Origin of the sequence: Desulfogranum japonicum DSM 18378, from assembly GCF_000429945.1 — a bacterium.
GTDB classification, from domain to species: domain Bacteria; phylum Desulfobacterota; class Desulfobulbia; order Desulfobulbales; family Desulfobulbaceae; genus Desulfogranum; species Desulfogranum japonicum.
On sequence record NZ_AUCV01000061.1, the window covers coordinates 13,079 to 30,366 of the forward strand.

The following is a 17,288-nucleotide window of genomic DNA, read 5'->3' on the forward strand; positions in this document are numbered from 1 at the left end:
TGACGGCATCATTTTCCTGCGATAACACCGAACTGGGAAAAAGAACATTTCCGGCCCTCCTCCCTGTGCGGAAGGAGGGCCCTCATATTTCAACCCTATTTCGTCCTTTTTCTTTGGCCCTGTACAGTGCTTTGTCTGCTTTTTCCACTATGGAAGCCGCCGTGTCTCCCTCCTCAAAAATTGCCACTCCAAAGCTTGCTGTTTTCGGGCCAACTTCAGATATATATTTTTCCAGCACCTTCTTTCTCAGTTTTTGAGCCAGACTGAATAAACCTTCCTGCTTCGTCTCTGGACAAATAACAAGAAATTCCTCACCTCCCCAACGGCCGAGGACATCAACCTGTCGTACAGACTGACAAAGCTGGGCTGCAAAAAGCTGTAGTACCAGATCCCCGACCTGATGCCCGTGCATATCGTTGACGTTTTTAAAGTGATCGATATCAATGAGAATAACCCCGAACTGGTTGCCGTATCGTTCGGAACGAGCTATTTCCGTTGCCAGTACCTCATCCAGTTTTCTTCGGTTGAACAATCCGGTGAGCCTGTCCCGAATGGCAATCTGTTCAAGTTCCCTGTTTTTTTCCTCCAGTTCCCTGGTACGGGCTTTTACCTTTTCCTCCAGTTCCTGGTTCAGCTTTACCAGTTCCTGATTCTGCTGTTCCAGAAGGACTTCCTGTCTATACGAGGTAATAGCTCCTGAAATGGTTAGAACCATGTCGTCATTCATCCATGGTTTTTCCAGAAAGCGATAGAGCCGAGCCTTGTTTATGGCATGCCTGATCCCTTTGATATCGCTTTGTCCGGTCAGCATTATCTTTTTGGTTTTTGGAAGAACTGCGTGTATCTGAGCCAAGAGCTCGTCTCCTTTCGTACCAGGCATGATATAATCAGAGATGACCACCAACACTTCGATCCGATCTTCAATGAACTCCTCTATGACCTCCATTGCTTCGTCTGCGCTATGGGCAACTTCGATGATTGTTACATTTTTGAGTTCCTGCAAAAACAAAGTTCGAAGGCTTTCTGTTACAATGGGCTCATCATCCACACAAAGGATGGCGGTCTGTGTCGATGGATCACGCTTCATTATCGTTACCGGTCAATCTTTTTTTATATTCTTTCAATCCTTCATCAATTGAGTGCAGCAGATCCTTGATCTCCCAAGGTTTGGTAATCAGGTCAAACATGTCGCCCTTCTTTTTTGCCCTTTGCACTGCTTCCTCATTTGCATGTCCGGTTAACATCACTTTGATAACATAGGGAAAACGCTTATGGGCTTCAATAAAAAAATCATCTCCCTTCATCCCAGGCATCAGCCAGTCTGAAATGATGATCAGGGGAACCAACCCTTCCTGAAACAGCTCATCAAGTATCTCCAGCCCCTCTTCAGCGCTTTCCGCGATTTCTATTATATATTGTTTTCCGTATGCTCTGAGAAGTTGGTCACGCAGAGCCTGTAAAACAACAGGTTCATCGTCTACACATAAAATCAGACCATTATCCGCAGGGCTCATTCCACTCTCCCGTTTATTGGTAAGGCAACAAAGAAAGTGGTACCTTTATTCAATTCACTTTCAAACGTCACTGTTCCGCCATGTTTTTGAACAATTTTATTTACGATATCCAGTCCCAGACCACTTCCTTCCCCTCGTATTTTGGTGGTAAAAAAGGCCTCAAATATTCTCTCACGATTTTCTTCAGGGATGCCGCAACCAGTGTCACTGACGGCAACAACCACAAAGTCATCCTTGCAGCTGATACTGACGGTCAATACCCCCTTATACTCCATTGCCTGCAACGCATTGTGAATTAGATTGGTCCATACCTGATTGAGCTCATCGGGATTGGCCATAATCAATGGAATTTCTTCGTACTCTTTTACCAGTTGCGTGTTCTGTTTAATCTGGTTGTGGTAAATCGTTAATACCGTTTCCATACCTTCAATGACACTTGTTTCAATCCGTTCATTGGTATCGCTTTGCCTGATAAACGATTTAAGGGCATAGATTATTTTACTGATCCGGTCGACGGCCTGATTAATATTGCCTGCATTGGAACTGATAGCATACAGGCCATAAACGGTTTCAAGAAGGTACAGGGCTTGTTCGTGCTGCAGCAGAGGCAGATATGTATCCCAGTATTCCGTTACGTTAAGCTGCACAAGGTAAAACGCGACCTGCCGACTGTTTTCAATGCCTGCATCATTGAGCTTACCGCTGATTTCGCGAACCAGTTTACGCTCTTCACGGCTCGTACGTATTACCGGGTCTTTCTGTGATTCCCGGAGAAGATTGTAAAAAAGACTGAGGAGTTCTCTTTCCAATTTTTCCTGTAGATCAGGCAGATCCACCTGTACTTTTTTCAGGGCGTCCTTGATATTGCTGCCGCTTGACTTGATGGCACCCATTGGTGTATTGATCTCATGGGCAATCCCCGCAATCAGTTGTCCAAGGGCGGCCATTTTTTCCGATTGTACCAGTTCCTTTTCCGCTCTTTCCCTTTCCTGGATGGTTTTTTCCAGCTCAGATGTTCTTTCCCGCACCATTTCTTCCAGATGATCCTTATGACGGGACAACTCATCCTGGGCAGCTCTGCGCTCAGCAATTTCCTGTTCCAGCATTTCGTTGCTCTGCTGAGTGGTGGTTCTCGCTGTTTCCACTTCATCGATATAGTTCTGGATGCTGTCTGCCATTTGGTTGAAAGACGTATTCAGTTGTCCAATTTCATCTCCGGAGGTCTGGTCGAGCCGAAAATTCAGGTTCCCTTCCTGAAATTTTCTGATGCCAGTGGTAATCCTGGTGATTTTTCCAGTCAGTACCCCTGCCATCCAGAGTGCGATAAAAATTACGACAATAACCATACCAATCGTGTACAGGGTTACACGAAGGAATGTTGTGTTGAGCGTAGTACGAAGATGTTCTTTGTTTTCCTCACTGCTTTTCTCCAGGTTCTGCTCGAATTCACGCCTTTCAGAGGTAATCATGCCTGCCGTTACCCTGGCCGGTTTATTGAACTCATCAACATTAGCGCCAATGGTAACAAAACCGAAGCCCCGTTTGCTATCCCCATACATACCGGTGTGATAAGGTATGGCTGCAGCAGTCGTCAATTTCCAGAGATTGCTCCAGAATATCAGAAAAGAACCAGAGCCACCCTGCTCGGTGAGGGTGAACCATCCTGTGCATTGCGGGGCAAAATTAAGGAAACGACAATCCAGCCCTACATATCCTTGGCGTGTGAGTTCAGCACTCGGTTTTTTGGTATTGGACTGATTATCAAACCACTCAACAGAACGTTCAAATTCAGGCATGTATGCATTGTGCTCAAGCCATTTCGGGTACAGAGACTGCTCAAGCCATGGTGCTTCCGGCTGTCCGGTTTGCGGATCGTAGCCGATAATAAAGTAGTCTCTGGGGTGGGAGATATTTCTCCCTTTATAATCCCACATGAACGCATAATTCCCGGTTCCTGCATTTGAAGTTATGGTGTATCGTTCATTGGTGGGAACAACATGATCGGTAAATTCCATGAGGTGCGTATGATCAAGGGCAAGGGTCACATACCCGGTAATTTTTCCTTGCTGGACTACGGGAGTTGCCCAGCGTATCAACCCTCTAAAGCGGATCCCCTGTGGGTTTTCCTTGCCGGCATAGGCAGATTTTTTCGGCTCAAATGGTATCCCCGCCTTTTCCGCCCGCACCTCGCTGTAAGGACCGCCAATCAGAAAACCTTTGACGTAGGGACCAATGACCTCTGAAACATAGATCTCCCCGGGTTGAAGAGTTTTCAGCATTTCAAAGTACCTTTCCGCCTTACAGAAAGTGTTTTCCCTCTTTGATACATCGGCAAGACGTTTTGGCAGTACATCCGAAGTCGTCACTTTGACCTGTTCCATCCCATCGAGACCAACGAAAGTCATCTCCAGATATAAAGGCCGTTTTTCTGATCTGGGTGTTCTTTCCGATGGTCGATAGTGAAAATTTTTGGCATTTTCGCTATTCCTTGCAACAACTTCACCTGATGTCTCGGATTGGTTCCCTTCCTGGACCCATGCGGTTTTTTCCGCATTCATTTCCCAATTGCCGTCATCCAGGATAACTGTACGGTTTCTGCCGGAAAGAAAATCGATGTACGCCTCCCGCCGCGGTTCTATCCGGGTTGCCTGCCTGATATCCGCATCCCGGTCATATAAAAAAAGTGCAACCTGCCTGGCCAGGTCGGTGGTCAGACGCTCAATGGCATCACGGGAAAGATTATTCAAGGCATCTATGGACTGAGTCGTGGCCATTTCTGCCACTTCACCCACAAGGGAATTGCTCTCTTGCGCCATATTTTTGGATTGCATCTCCATATCATGTGCCATCTGGGTTATGACGCCCCAGGAAAACCAGGACAGCAGGACAAGAGGAAATACTTTGATAAGTACAAAAATAATAATGAGTTTTGTTCGTATACTCATCTGCACAAACGACATAGGACCCCTCGGCGGATTGGCAATAAAGAAAAAGATGGTCTGGAGGACATTATAAAAACAATATCAGTATGCTTTTTAAACGTAAGAAAAGCAAGGAAAGGAGAAGTTGTTTGCTTGCAGCCCAAACTTTTGCAAAATACACCACCTGTACTAGTATTTCGAATCTCCGGCAAAAAGCTTTTTTATCTCAGCTGCAAATACTTTGTCACCTTCGATGATTGGTTTGAGCTTGTTCGCCTCCAGCCATATTACGGCCACCGGAGTAACAGCACGCACTGAATACCCATAAAAACCGGAGCGCTGCAAACTTCCACCGATGAGTTCACCAGGGCCTACGGTTCGCAGTACCACTTCTTTTTCCGCGCCGGATTCCGTTATCTCGACAACACCCCGAAAAATAATTCCCAGAGCCCCACCCAACTCCCCCTGTTGAATAATGATACTTCCTGTATCGTAGACCCGTTGGTCGGCGATTGCCACCAACTTGTCCATTGTCTGTCCTTTCAGCCCCTTGGCCCACTCTGCACCTAAAAGTATCTGGGCAGGATTTGGTTGACTGATACGTAGAGATTTCTTTTGCAGCAATGCCATGCGTGACTCAACATCTGCAATCATCCGGTCAGCTTCCGGTTTGTCCAATACAGCAGAAGCAAGTAAACCCTGAATTAATGCTCTTTCGCGATTCAATACAACCCGGCTTGCAGCACGTGTCTCCAATTCACGGATTATTCCAGGAAACGCCTGACGAAATATTTCCATTTCAGCAAGGGTTTCCCTTTTGTTATTTATCACCTCCACACGTATTGTTTCAGCTTCCTCTTTGCAGGGCGCGAGCTCGTCGATGATCTGCAGCACCTCGTCCTGCGCTTTGATGAATCCTCGCGCAACATCGTAACCAAGAGCCATGCGATCAATCATCATCGCAATCAGCACCTTGTTTACAATGGGATATTTCAGATATTTAAACGATTTCGGTATACTCCACAGGCTTTGCAGATCAGTTCGAGGATGTATCAGGGGAGTACCATCCAGTGCATGTTCTACGGCTTCAACCAGCAGGTGTGTAGCTGTGCGGCCAAGAGTACCTTCCTCAAACTGCAACCAGTAAGCGCGACGTTCGGCTTCAAGAATTCTCCTTCTAAATGCTATGGCCTGCTCCCTCTCACTTGCCTCCACGCATGTTTGAGAATTGACGGCAGGAGCAACATGACGGGATCGTACACGCTCACGCACCTCATCCCAATCCGCTTCCCGGAAAAAGGAATTCCCCTGCATGCATGTATAGAGATTTTCAAATTCCTGAAATATTGAATGGGATGCCCGGTCCAGGGTTGCCTGCTTTCCTGGAGGCAACTGGTCCAGTTTCAGCCACCCCAGGAGCGCGCCCATGGTTGTACCGTTGATGAGTATGGTCAAAACAACCAGGCCTGCACAGAGAAACAATACCTGGTCTCCGGCTGTCTGCTCGATGGCCGAATCCTGGGCAACGATCAGGGCCAGGGCCAGTGAAACAGCTCCCCGCAAACCACCCCAGACCAGTACAATCGCCTTTTCACGTGTTATACCGATGCTCATGCTCTTTGTTAACGGACTCAGCATGGCAACTACCATGGCGCGGATCAGCTGCACCCCAAAGTAGAGATAGATCAGGGTCATCCACAGGGACGGATCATCCAACGGAACCCTCCTGGCGATGACAATACCGACAAGGAGAAAAATCAAGGTATTGGCGATGTGTGCCATCATTTCCCAGAAGTGATGAAGAAATCCTGCAACTTCAGGGGAAACACGGGTGCGCCCGACACTGGCAAAAAGTAAAGCCAATGCAACCAGTGCAACCACTCCGGAGACATGAAAAACATTTTCAGCCAGCAAGAAGACCAGGTATGCGGCGGCAACGGACACCACGATCTCAATCATCGGATCGTTGAATACACGACCCACCCAGAAAATTGCCAGACCTCCCACTGTCAGGCCGATAATCAGACCGAACAACACAACCCAGGAAAAATCTACAGCTACGCCCAGAAGACTAAAATCAAAAGTCTCCTTTCCGGTGACCATAACGTAAAACAGGCCAAACAGCACAATGGCTGTACCGTCATTTAACAGTGATTCCCCTTCCAGCAAGGTTTCCAATCTTTTACGTGAGCTCACCTCTTTTAAGAGAGCAACCACCGCTACCGGGTCTGTAGCACTGACCAGAGCACCAAAAAGCAAACAGAATGGCCAACTCCAGCCCCACGGGAAGATAATTTTTGCCAGGCCGGCTGTTGTTATGGCAGCGATGATCAATCCCGGTATTGCCAGCATAACTATCTGGCCGATCATTCGGCGAAAAAGATGTACTTCCATGCAAAATGCTGATTCAAAAATCAGGGTAGGCAGAAAAACAAAAAGGATAAGATGGGGCTCAATATCGGCTACCAGGTTAAGGGTCGAAGATATCGCGGGGAGGTAATTGTTGAAAAAATCAGTGCGCTGCACCAGGCCCAGTCCCAAACCAATGACCAGAAGTGTTACGGTATAAGGGATATTGGTGCCTTTCAACAGATTGCGGACCGCTGAACCGATAATGAGCGATGCCACAATAAAAATAAGAATGAATATGCCGATGGTCTCGTGCACTGCATTTCCCTCCTTATTGATTAAAACATCATTTCGCTGCTGGTGCAGGGATGCAACGACCGGTGGAGGATGACGTAGCAGTCTTCTGGAGAGCAGTTACGTTTTCTACATAATTGTATGTGGGGAAGAGATTTTAGTCAAAAGACAATACCTGATCGCCAGTAGGACAAGGGGTAATTGATCACAGGTATTCCACGAAGTCTCCCGCTGGTCGCTTACCTCTTTGAACAATCGCGGTTTCCCGCACAGATAGCCTGCCGGAGTCTGCGCTTACCTTCGAGGATAAAATTTTGAGCATAACGCAAAAATTGGCCAGGCAAGCGAGGAACGAGACTCTGAAAAGACTATGTATGGACAGGCATGACGGATTGTATCAGAATCCGTCACATTTCGAAGCAGTATTTGGTATGGCCATTGCTGACTCGGGCCGAGTCTTTGACCAGGATCTCACCTCCGAACTGTAACTGCTGCCCGCAGGCGCTTCAGAGGATATAAAGATACGCCACCCCGGCAGAAGGCTCACTCCTGCCGGGATATCTATGGTGCAACACTCGGAATCACAACAGGGCCAGCAGAACTCCCGCTGCAACTGCTGAACCGATGACACCGGAAACATTGGCTCCCATAGCGTGCATAATCAGGTGATTTTGGGGATTTGCCTCCATACCGACCTTATTCACCACCCTGGCCGCCATAGGTACAGCAGAAACACCGGCTGCACCAATGAGTGGATTAACCGGGGTATCGGAAAATCTATTCATCAGTTTGGCAATCAGCACCCCGGAAGCCGTACCAATTCCAAACGCTATCATTCCCAGAATAAGGATACCGATGGTCTCAAGATTCAGGAATTTATCCGCAGACAGCTTGCTGCCAACACCCAGACCGAGAAAAATAGTTACCGTGTACATCAACGAGTTTTTGATTGTATCGGTCAAACGATCAATTACACCGCATTCCCTGGCCAGATTACCCAGCATAAACATCCCGATGAGTGGTGCAGCCGAAGGCAGGAGCAATGAGCATATTGCCAGCACCACCAGAGGCAGGGCTATCTTTTCCACCCTTGAAACATGACGCAACTGGGTCATGGTAATTTTACGCTCCTCCTCGGTAGTCAGCCAACGCATTATGGGTGGCTGGATAATGGGAACCAGGGCCATGTAAGAATACGCTGCAATGGCAATGGAGCCCAGCAACCGCGGAGAAAGCTGACTGGAAAGAAAAATCGCTGTGGGACCGTCAGCTCCACCAATAATACCGATGGAAGCGGCATCGCGCAGGGAAAAGTTGATTCCAGGTACTAGATCAGACAACAGCAGTGCCCCGAGAAGCGTGGTGAAAATCCCAAACTGCGCAGCTCCTCCCAGGAGAATGGTCTTGGGGTTGGCAAGCATAGGCCCGAAATCGGTTAACGCGCCAACACCCATAAAAATCAGTAAAGGGAAAACACCTGTCACTATCCCCACTTCATAGATGTAATAGAGAATTCCTCCCGGTTCGGCAATGCCTGCGACAGGAATATTGGCCAGCAGGGCGCCATAACCAATGGGTACCAGGAGAAGAGGTTCAAACTGCTTGAATACGCCCAGGTAGAGTAAAACAAGCCCAACCATGAACATCAATAGCCTGCCGATGCCATGGGTCCACCCTTCGTGCACCTGACCATGCAGTAACCCATACACACCAGTTGATTGAAAAAGATTATCTGCCAGCGTAGCAATATCAGGCAGTTTTTCCGGCGACGTGCTGTCTGCTCCATATGCCAGACCTGTGAAGAGAAGCAAGAGCGTCAGCGTTACAAAAATAGTATATCGTTTCATACCAGCACCATTGAAGGTAAACAATCACAGGCGGCTCAATAAGAGAGCGCCATTAAAAAGCTTTTCGTGATTAAAAAAATTTCCTATTTACCCTATGGTCACCAGCATATCCCCGGCCTGTACGGTCTCACCAGACTGGACATGGATTTCCAGCACTTTACCGGCATGGGGAGACATAATCTCAGATTCCATTTTCATGGCCTCCAAAACAACCAGGGGCTGATTCACCTTCACTGACTGGCCTGTTTCCACCATGACTTTGACCACATTGCCCGGTGTGGGGGCTTCCACAACATTTCCGGAAACTTCCCGATTTTCTTGTTGTCCTTGTACTGGCGATGCTGTTATGGCACCGGACTCGGCAACCTGGACTTCATAGGACCGACTGTTCACCACAATGGTATAGTTTTTTGGTCCCTTAGGCCGAGCTGATTCCTGCTTGGCTTTTTTACTGCTTTTCACGCCTTCAGGTTCGCCACCTTCGTTGGTTACCTTACGCACATTGACCACGGCTTTTCCAAGGAGAAAATCCAGTCCCTTTTGCTCGCAACTGGCAATGATAAAAATATTCTCATCAGTCACCGGCAGATCATTTTCCTTTAGAACCTTGGTTGCCTTGGGTATGCCTGCTTCCAGAATGTCCAGCGGATTATCTGTAAACACCGGTTTACCCAACTGCTCGGATGCGAGTTTGACAATTTCAGGATTAGGCTGAGCAGGTGTACGTCCAAAATACCCCAAAACCATATTTCCGTAATTGGGGTTGATTTTTTTCCATTTCCCCTGGGTGACATTCAGATACGCCTGTTGAAAATAAAATTGTGATACAGGAGTTACAGAGGCACCAAAACCACCTTTGGCAACAACTTCAGACATCTCTTTAATAACTTTAGGATAGAGATGCAGTGTCCCGGTATCGCGCATCATCATGGTATTAGCAGTCAAGGCGCCGCCAGGCATTGGTGAAAGTGTGACTTTGGGAGAGATCATTTTCGCTTCAGGCGGGAAAAAATATTCTTTCATAGCTTCCTCAAACACCTCTGTAGCCTTGAGTACTTTGACATAATCAAGATCAAGGGTGTAATCGGTCCCTTTCAGGGCATGCATCATGGAAAGGATATCTGGTTGGCAGGTTCCACCGCTCACTGGCGCTTTGGCCAAATCTATGCCATCAGCTCCCCCGAGTATGGCGGCCATATTCTGGGCGATACCCTGATCTGCCGTATCATGGGTGTGAAACCAGAGAATAGTACTTTCAGGCACCACCTTGCGTGCAGCTTTGAATGTCTCGTATACTTTTTTGGGATTCGCGGTCCCGGATGCATCCTTAAAGCAGATAGACTGAAAAGGTATTTCTGAATCCAGAATGCTCTGCAACCTTTCCATATAAAATTCCGGTGTATGTGCGGCACCTTTACAGCCTGGTGGCAGATCCATAATAGAAATGACAATCTGATGATTCAAGCCATGGTGGACAATACGTTCTCCGGAATACTCCAGGTTTCTGGTATCATTCAAAGCGTCAAAATTACGGATGGTTGTCATACCGTGCTTTTTAAACATCTTGGCATGCAAATCAATGATATCACGGGGGCACTGACTCAAGGCAACCACATTGATTCCTCTGGCAAGGGTCTGCAGTTCAGCCTCTTTACCGACCTCGAGCCTAAACCGGTCCATCATGTCAAAGGCCGATTCGCCGCAATAAAAAAACAGACTCTGGAACCTGGCGCCACCGCCTGCCTCCAGATGAGTTATTCCGGCGTCAACAGTTGCCTTCAACGCCGGTAAAAAATCGTTTGTTAATACCCTGGCTCCGAAAACAGATTGAAACCCATCCCGGAAAGAAGTGTCCATAAACTTGATAACTTTTTTACTCACTGCAACTCCCCCTGCGTTACTGCTTTTGATATTTTACGTATCCATTACTGCTGTAATACACGTCATACAGCATATTGAATTCTCGAGGCCCTGTATCTACGGCTACACGGACGCACGAACAATCAGATAGCTAGCTGTGATTGCACGCATTCAGACTCAACATGCACATTCCGCCTCATATGCCGCCACTGCTGCTGCAATAACAACGATATCCTCGTCCATATCCGACGGAGCAGGCATACTTCCACGCTGCTTCGCCTTTGCCCGTTGAGATCGTTCTCTCTGCAGAGCTTCTAATTCAAGCGCTGCTGCCTTTTTAGTCAAATCAGAAACAAGTCTCAGAACAACCAAGGTAAAAAATAGAAAAAACATGACTGTTGACATACCAATCAACATCAATTTAACGCCTTCCAACAACATCTTTCACACCTCTGTCTGTAACTACTCCAAACATACAGGCTCAGAAATCACCTGTACCGTTTACTGCTGGTAAATACGTACGCCCCAACCACCAGGAGCAAAAAATAGACCACACAGTATCAGATGTATTATTCTATTCCCCAACGTCAGGTACCTTGCAACCTCCGCCCTTAAACGGAAAAATTGCACATCCAAAGACACCTGCAGATACAGAACAATATATTGATATCATGTTATATTTACACAGCAAACACTGTCTTCTCCCAAAGACAGCAACCTCTCCATCCTTTACAAATTATAGAACTCTATACCTAGCATAGAAATAAAAAAAAGGGGAAAAATCTCGACTGTAATGAGTGGAAAAAAAGAGATCGTTTGATGCATAAAAGCATCAAATGAATTTATCAAAGAGCGAGAGTTCACTTATTTAGCTAATTCCAGATGCAAATCCTACCATCGATGCAAAGACGCATAGATTTGATGCACTGGTGCATCAAATACACCAATAGTCTACGCCAGTCTCTACCCGGGTATTCTCTTTTTTTTTGACACTGAAGTATGTTGCGGCCCATTCGTCAGACAGCAATCCAAAATTTTCTTGGTGACAAATAACAGGCTATATTTCAGAAGGTAGAGGAGTAGGCGTGAACAGTGCCCCTGCCTCAGCAAATCAGGAAAGATCGCCAGGAGTTTGCCTGCAATGCTTGCTTTCGCCCTGATCGATTAAGTAACATACTGATAATATCAGATATTAAAATGAGATATGCATTATACGATGATCGCTAAATACGGTCATTCACGCTGGATGCGACATAATAACAGGCCAAAACCGAGGTATTTTGATAATGAGGTATGGCCCTAAAAATACTCCCGTTAAAAAAAACAGATACAGGCAAATTTAAAAGTACCTCAATTGCACGTAAAACGAACATCGCCTATAACACGTTCTCTTTATATGAAATATTACATCGAATAAGGATAGATTGTGTGAGTGAGGAACAAACCACAATCTATCCTTATTCGTTAGAAATATATTTTTAATATTATCTCCATTTTAAAGCCCAACACCTCAATCAGCCGACGCGTCAGAGGTTGGTTGCATTGACCTATTAGGGTTTCTGAGTTTTGACTTTAGCCATACATGTATATCGTTTACGACCAATTTACGATTACTTTCTCCGTTTATATTCATGAATCCATGATCAAGATCTTTGTATGTTCGGTATTCAATATTATCTTTTCCTGCTTTTACAAGAGCCAGCATCATTTCATCGACTTTTTGAGGTGAAACAGATAAATCCCTTTCTCCCTGAATGACAAGCAAAGGCGTATTCACTTTTTTAAGAATTTCAAGTTGATCAATAGATAACATTTGATACCACCAATTGTAACCATGCCCACTTACTTCAAGGTCAGATGGCTTACTATTGATAATATCATTAGAAAAACCTAGAAATCCAGAAATGTTTCTTTCTATTTCATCGATATTTTCAGATTCTGATTTAATACTGTGTAAAACATCATCAATGAATCTGCGGCCACCGCCATTGAAGGAAATTGTCGCATCTATATCGTCGATTCTTGTAGTCGCTAAGTTAGCAATAACAGCCCCCTCACTCCCCCCAAGCACAATAAGGTTAAGATATTTGCCATCTTTCCGTACAACATCAAGAACGGTTTGAATATCTGCTACTCGCTGTGTTGGGCTATCATTTTGAATATATTGAGCTGGACAATCCCTGCGCTCAGGATCTGAGCTAAAGCTCACCCCTTTATCAATACCATATTTCTCTATCAGAAGGACGTCAGCTTCTGGCCAAGCATTTTTATAGTCTGTAAATATTGATTTGATTTGTAAAACACTATTGCAGTCAGAACCTTGCAGAATGAGCAATAACGTATCACTTGGCGAAGTATGTAATTGATGAAGAAGATAATAAGTTATATTGGAACCATCAGTCCTGCTAATAGTATGAGTACTTACGCCCTGAGCATTCACAGAAACAGTTAAAAAAGTTAAAATTAAAGATAAAAGTCGGAATTTCATTTTTGGCGTACCTAACGCTTGGCTCTTTGGCTGCAGAACGCAAAGCGTATTACAGTCCCTCGCAACCAGTTGTGATATTTTGATGCCTACCAGTTGATGATTAATGGCAAAACTGGTCGTAAGTCTTTAGATAATCCACTACGCTCATTATCAAGTGTAAGGGTTACCATGTGCTCACTACCAAGCGCAATTTCAAGTCTATCAGCCGATTGTAATATACGCAGCGTATCTGACATATTCCCTATTAGGACAGACACTTGAACGTTACTAATAGACTTAAATGTTCCTATCTCTTCAATTCTGCTAACTGGACCAACAAAAGGCACGTAAATACATAAAGGCTCTCCTAATATCTCAGAATTATCTCCAACATGGAATGCATTGGGTGGCTCAAAATAATCTGGTTGATATTTCCACCCACTAAACGGCATTCCTAGTTTTAAATCGTTAGTTCGAGTCAGAACGATTCCAAACGGCGATGCATTTTCTTTTTGTATACGTTCAGGAAGTCTCAATTTTCTTGCTGGGCCATTATTCGATTCTTCACTATCACGTACGTATAGTATTTCGAGCATTCCATTAGAAAACATAAATCGACGATTTGAAGTACCCTGCCCCTTATGATCCCGACTAAAACTTTCACCAAGCCCCATCGAAACTAAAAGATCCCCCGCCTCTTTTGGTTTATCGGTAAGTATAAAAATGTGATCTAACTCTAAATCCACCACCCAACTCCTTTAGAATATAATCGTGAATTAACCGGGAACCGCGCTCTTTGCGGTTTCCGGTTCCGGGTAGAAGCACCGGTTGCCCGGCGCTCCCCCCACAGACCCGTACGTGAAGATTTCCCTCATACGGTTCCTCGGTTCAGACCCTTTTTACCAGGGGGTGTAGCCGGTCTTCCTAAAAAAACAGGGAAAAAAGAAAATAAGGAAAATTAGCATGATACACAACATCATTTTTCCATGATTTGTCAATAATTGTGTTTTAATGCCAAAAATCGCCATTTTTGACAAATTGTTGAAAATGCCTTTTTCAAAATTTCGCAATTATAGTCAGATAGAAAAGTGGTTTTTTAATATAGACCGGCTGCACCCTTTACCAGGTCGTCAACCATACAGACGACACCCCGTATGGCTTATAACTATTGCTACCCTGCATTCCTGTCCCTTGTTCAGATGCTGTGAATTATCCTGGGCTTTGAGAGTGGAAAAGTTGCCCGGATTCGTACAAATTTGGCTTAGCTGACCTCTCCCTTGTGTGAGCGGAATCCAAGGAAGCTGAAGGTACCGTTTCGTTGATCGACCTGTACGCTGCTCGAGGGCTTGCCAAACGGCAGTAACTTGGTATTTTCAGGATGCAGTTGAAGAGCAAAGCGCTCGAGCCGCTCCTTCAACAAATCCAGCACAAGCCGGGCATCCTTTTCCAATTCACAGCCTATGATGAAATCATCGGCGAATCGAATAATGAAACTGCGCCTACTCAACTTCGGCTGCACCTCCTTCACAAACCAGTCACCCAGCACGGTATGAAGAAAGATATTACTGAGCACAGGGGAAAATGACCGCCCCCTGCGGAGTCCCGGTTTCCGGGTAACTCAGCTCCCCGCTCTCCTCGACTCCGGCTTTGAGCCATTTGCCGATCAGGCGGAGAAGCCCTCCGTCATTGACCCGCTGCTTGATAATGGCAACCAGCAGCTTCTTGTCAATGTTATCGAAATAGCCACAAACATCCGCATCAATTATCCAATTGATGTTCTGCTTCCGGCACTGCTCACGCAACTCATGCAGCACCATATGCTGACTGTGCCCTTCACGGAACCCATGGGAGAAACCATAAAAGTTATAGCCGTAGACAACATCCAGTATCTTGGCCACCGCTTTCTGGACAATTTTGTCCTCCAGGACTGAGATACCTATCGGCCTCTTCTTGCCGCCTTCCTTGTCGACCCAAATCCGCTTGACCGGCTGAGCAACGTATTGACCACGTTGCAGCCGCAGCAAGAGACTGTGGATGTTCGTGTCCAGGTGTTCGGCATATTCAGCAGCCGTAACCCCATCAACACCGCGCAACTTCTGCTCTTCCGGACCTGGCGATAGGAACGCTTAAGCAAATCAAAACTGATCAGGTGGGCCAGTGAGGAAAAGACCAACTGCGGCTCGTCTCTTGCCTTCACCTTGATCCATTCCAGCGATGCTTGACCCGACAGGGCCGGTGGCCTGTCGTCGGTTGGACCCGGGCCACCTGGGACATTGCCAGGGACATCCTGCTCTGCAATTCCTTGGTTTACCGGTGATATGGTTGGTGATCTCTGCGTATCTCCCATAGTTCTTACCAAAGAAACGTTATACCCGGCCTCTCCTTCCCTGCAGCGGGTCCCTTGGGCACCGGTTCCCCACCTTCTCGGTCAGTTGCTGCCTTGACCATCGGTACTATGATCAGCTAAGACTCCCAACAGCCCATCTCGTAACAGTTCGATCTTCTCTATCCCGCTACGATACCTTGCATTGTCCTTCTTTGTTCGTGTCTTCCTTAGGCGGAACTCGACAACAGGGCGGGACCACCCCGCTATCGCCAGGAGTTTTCAACTAGGTTACTCCTCACCTTTTCTTTACAAGGAGACAGTTAGCTCTCCCGAGTTCCCGAGCTACCCCAATGAATACATGACCTGGTGGAAGACCCCGGTAGTGACCTATTCGCTCGCCATATCGCTTACAGGTCTACTGCCTTCCGGCCATTCCACGCCGTCGGCTTTCACCCTCCATGCGGGCTTATCCTCATGGACCACAACTATACATTTTTCGGGGCTCAGTACAGACCCTACATCCTTGCTCTACCTGGCTTCGGACTCCCGTCACCGGGTTTGCCCTCAGGTTTCACTACTGCCCTGCCGGCTCAGCTTTGGGCAGGTGGAACTTGGATCTGGTGATCCTCACCCACAGGGTAACATTAACCAATTTCAGTCGTATTTATTGACCTCCCATGGCTTCGGATTTATCTCGGCACGAGGAATATTTTGTCAGTTTAAATTATTACATTTTCCTCGTAAGAATTTAGATATTTCATCTGGAGAAAATTCCGATGAAATACTATCTTTGTTGATTAAATATCCTGCAATCTTGTCAATAAAGAGAAACAAATTGTTGTCAGTTTCAACAATTTTCAAAATTGAATCGTACGTTGAACAAAATTTATGTTTTCCTCTTTGATCAATAATTTCTTCGTCAGAAAAAATGTACTCGTGTTCACCAAGGATTGCCCCATTTGTAAATGGTAACATTCTATTGGTATTTTTATACAAGACGAAAATAATTATAGCAAACATCACCAATGATGTAACTATTGAAGTAATGTAGTGAAATTCAATGTTTTTAAATTTGAACAAATTTAATAAAATTACAGTTATTACTCCTATAACAAACCAGATTGCCAAATTTTTAAAGAAGGATTTTTTGCCACTTTCAATACCAGAATTTTGAGCAGCTACTTTTTGAAATGCTTTAAAATCATTCTGAGTAATCGTTGTTTTAAACTGCATTATTATCTCCAAGGATTTTTAGTAAACATCGAGGTAGAACGGCCAGTTACCCGACCGTCCCCTCACAGATCCTGCGTGCGGTTTTCTCGCACAAGGCTCCTCAATAGTATTCGCTTCGTACAAAAGCATTTCAGCTCCAGTACCAGGGCAATCGCATGGGTAATAACCTATACTCAAGCAAATAGTCTACTTTCTTTTATCGTCTTAACAGGTTACATAGTTTTCTTCGTCACCCCTGATAACTCGGATTTAAAAAAGATTACAGATGAAGAAACAAGCAAGCTCTCTTTTTGTGAAACACTTTTCCACCTTAGATGACCCCAGAGATACGGATCAAATCAAACATAACCTGCTCGATATTCTTGTAATTGCCATCTGCGGTACCATTTGCGGTGCAGATGGCTGGAAACCCATTCAAGAATACGGACTTGCCAAGCAAGAATGGTTGAGCACCTTTCTTGATTTGCCTTATGGAAT

At 45.7% G+C, this 17,288-nt stretch carries 15 protein-coding genes; 2 read left to right on the forward strand and 13 right to left on the reverse strand.

What is annotated here, in order from left to right:
• Positions 1 to 82: 82 nt before the first annotated feature.
• From G493_RS0120430 to G493_RS0120445, 4 genes are all read right to left on the reverse strand, one after another.
• On the reverse strand, positions 83 to 1,087 hold the full coding sequence (locus tag G493_RS0120430; protein WP_028581877.1) for a GGDEF domain-containing response regulator: 1,005 nt from the start codon (positions 1,085 to 1,087) through the stop codon (positions 83 to 85).
• Positions 1,077 to 1,514 carry a response regulator gene (locus tag G493_RS30435; protein WP_051309684.1) on the reverse strand — a complete coding sequence of 146 codons (438 nt, stop codon included), beginning with the start codon at positions 1,512 to 1,514 and terminating at the stop codon, positions 1,077 to 1,079. The genes G493_RS0120430 and G493_RS30435 overlap by 11 nt, the downstream gene beginning before the upstream one ends.
• Positions 1,511 to 4,474 (reverse strand): HAMP domain-containing sensor histidine kinase, encoded by a 2,964-nt coding sequence (locus G493_RS0120440; RefSeq protein ID WP_028581878.1) that lies wholly within the window; start codon positions 4,472 to 4,474, stop codon positions 1,511 to 1,513. The genes G493_RS30435 and G493_RS0120440 overlap by 4 nt, the downstream gene beginning before the upstream one ends.
• Positions 4,475 to 4,624: 150 nt before the next feature.
• Positions 4,625 to 7,102, reverse strand: coding sequence for a cation:proton antiporter (locus G493_RS0120445; protein ID WP_028581879.1), 2,478 nt, complete (start codon positions 7,100 to 7,102; stop codon positions 4,625 to 4,627).
• A 290-nt stretch (positions 7,103 to 7,392) separates the two neighbouring features.
• Here G493_RS0120445 and G493_RS33540 point away from each other — a divergent pair, with 290 nt between their 5' ends.
• Positions 7,393 to 7,566 (forward strand): hypothetical protein, encoded by a 174-nt coding sequence (locus tag G493_RS33540; protein WP_153306608.1) that lies wholly within the window; start codon positions 7,393 to 7,395, stop codon positions 7,564 to 7,566.
• 93 nt (positions 7,567 to 7,659) lie between these two features.
• Here the strand turns inward: G493_RS33540 and G493_RS0120455 are convergent, their stop codons facing one another.
• The 9 genes from G493_RS0120455 to G493_RS0120485 all read right to left on the reverse strand — a co-directional run bounded on the left by G493_RS0120455 (position 7,660) and on the right by G493_RS0120485 (position 16,811).
• Complete coding sequence (locus G493_RS0120455; RefSeq protein WP_232363806.1) at positions 7,660 to 8,925, reverse strand: sodium ion-translocating decarboxylase subunit beta; 1,266 nt, start codon at positions 8,923 to 8,925, stop codon at positions 7,660 to 7,662.
• A gap of 87 nt (positions 8,926 to 9,012) precedes the next feature.
• Positions 9,013 to 10,806: a biotin/lipoyl-containing protein gene (locus G493_RS0120460; protein WP_028581881.1), complete on the reverse strand. Its 1,794-nt coding sequence runs from the start codon at positions 10,804 to 10,806 to the stop codon at positions 9,013 to 9,015.
• Positions 10,807 to 10,962: 156 nt separating this feature from the next.
• Positions 10,963 to 11,226: an OadG family protein gene (locus tag G493_RS0120465; RefSeq protein ID WP_028581882.1), complete on the reverse strand. Its 264-nt coding sequence runs from the start codon at positions 11,224 to 11,226 to the stop codon at positions 10,963 to 10,965.
• Positions 11,227 to 12,295: 1,069 nt separating this feature from the next.
• Positions 12,296 to 13,273: an alpha/beta hydrolase family protein gene (locus G493_RS0120470; RefSeq protein ID WP_028581883.1), complete on the reverse strand. Its 978-nt coding sequence runs from the start codon at positions 13,271 to 13,273 to the stop codon at positions 12,296 to 12,298.
• An 86-nt stretch (positions 13,274 to 13,359) separates the two neighbouring features.
• On the reverse strand, positions 13,360 to 13,998 hold the full coding sequence (locus G493_RS0120475) for a VOC family protein (RefSeq protein ID WP_205623733.1): 639 nt from the start codon (positions 13,996 to 13,998) through the stop codon (positions 13,360 to 13,362).
• A 515-nt stretch (positions 13,999 to 14,513) separates the two neighbouring features.
• A complete protein-coding gene (locus G493_RS34090; protein WP_035275413.1) occupies positions 14,514 to 14,825 on the reverse strand; it encodes a reverse transcriptase domain-containing protein in 312 nt (103 codons plus the stop codon).
• Positions 14,815 to 15,276, reverse strand: coding sequence for a reverse transcriptase domain-containing protein (locus G493_RS34095; RefSeq protein WP_232363808.1), 462 nt, complete (start codon positions 15,274 to 15,276; stop codon positions 14,815 to 14,817). The genes G493_RS34090 and G493_RS34095 overlap by 11 nt, the downstream gene beginning before the upstream one ends.
• Positions 15,189 to 15,599, reverse strand: coding sequence for a hypothetical protein (locus G493_RS34460; protein WP_232363809.1), 411 nt, complete (start codon positions 15,597 to 15,599; stop codon positions 15,189 to 15,191). The genes G493_RS34095 and G493_RS34460 overlap by 88 nt, the downstream gene beginning before the upstream one ends.
• A 693-nt stretch (positions 15,600 to 16,292) precedes the next feature.
• Positions 16,293 to 16,811: a YcxB family protein gene (locus G493_RS0120485; RefSeq protein WP_028581885.1), complete on the reverse strand. Its 519-nt coding sequence runs from the start codon at positions 16,809 to 16,811 to the stop codon at positions 16,293 to 16,295.
• 265 nt (positions 16,812 to 17,076) lie between these two features.
• Between G493_RS0120485 and G493_RS0120490 the strand changes: the two genes are divergently transcribed.
• The coding region (locus G493_RS0120490; protein WP_035275415.1) for a transposase family protein at positions 17,077 to 17,288 on the forward strand (212 nt) is incomplete at its 3' end.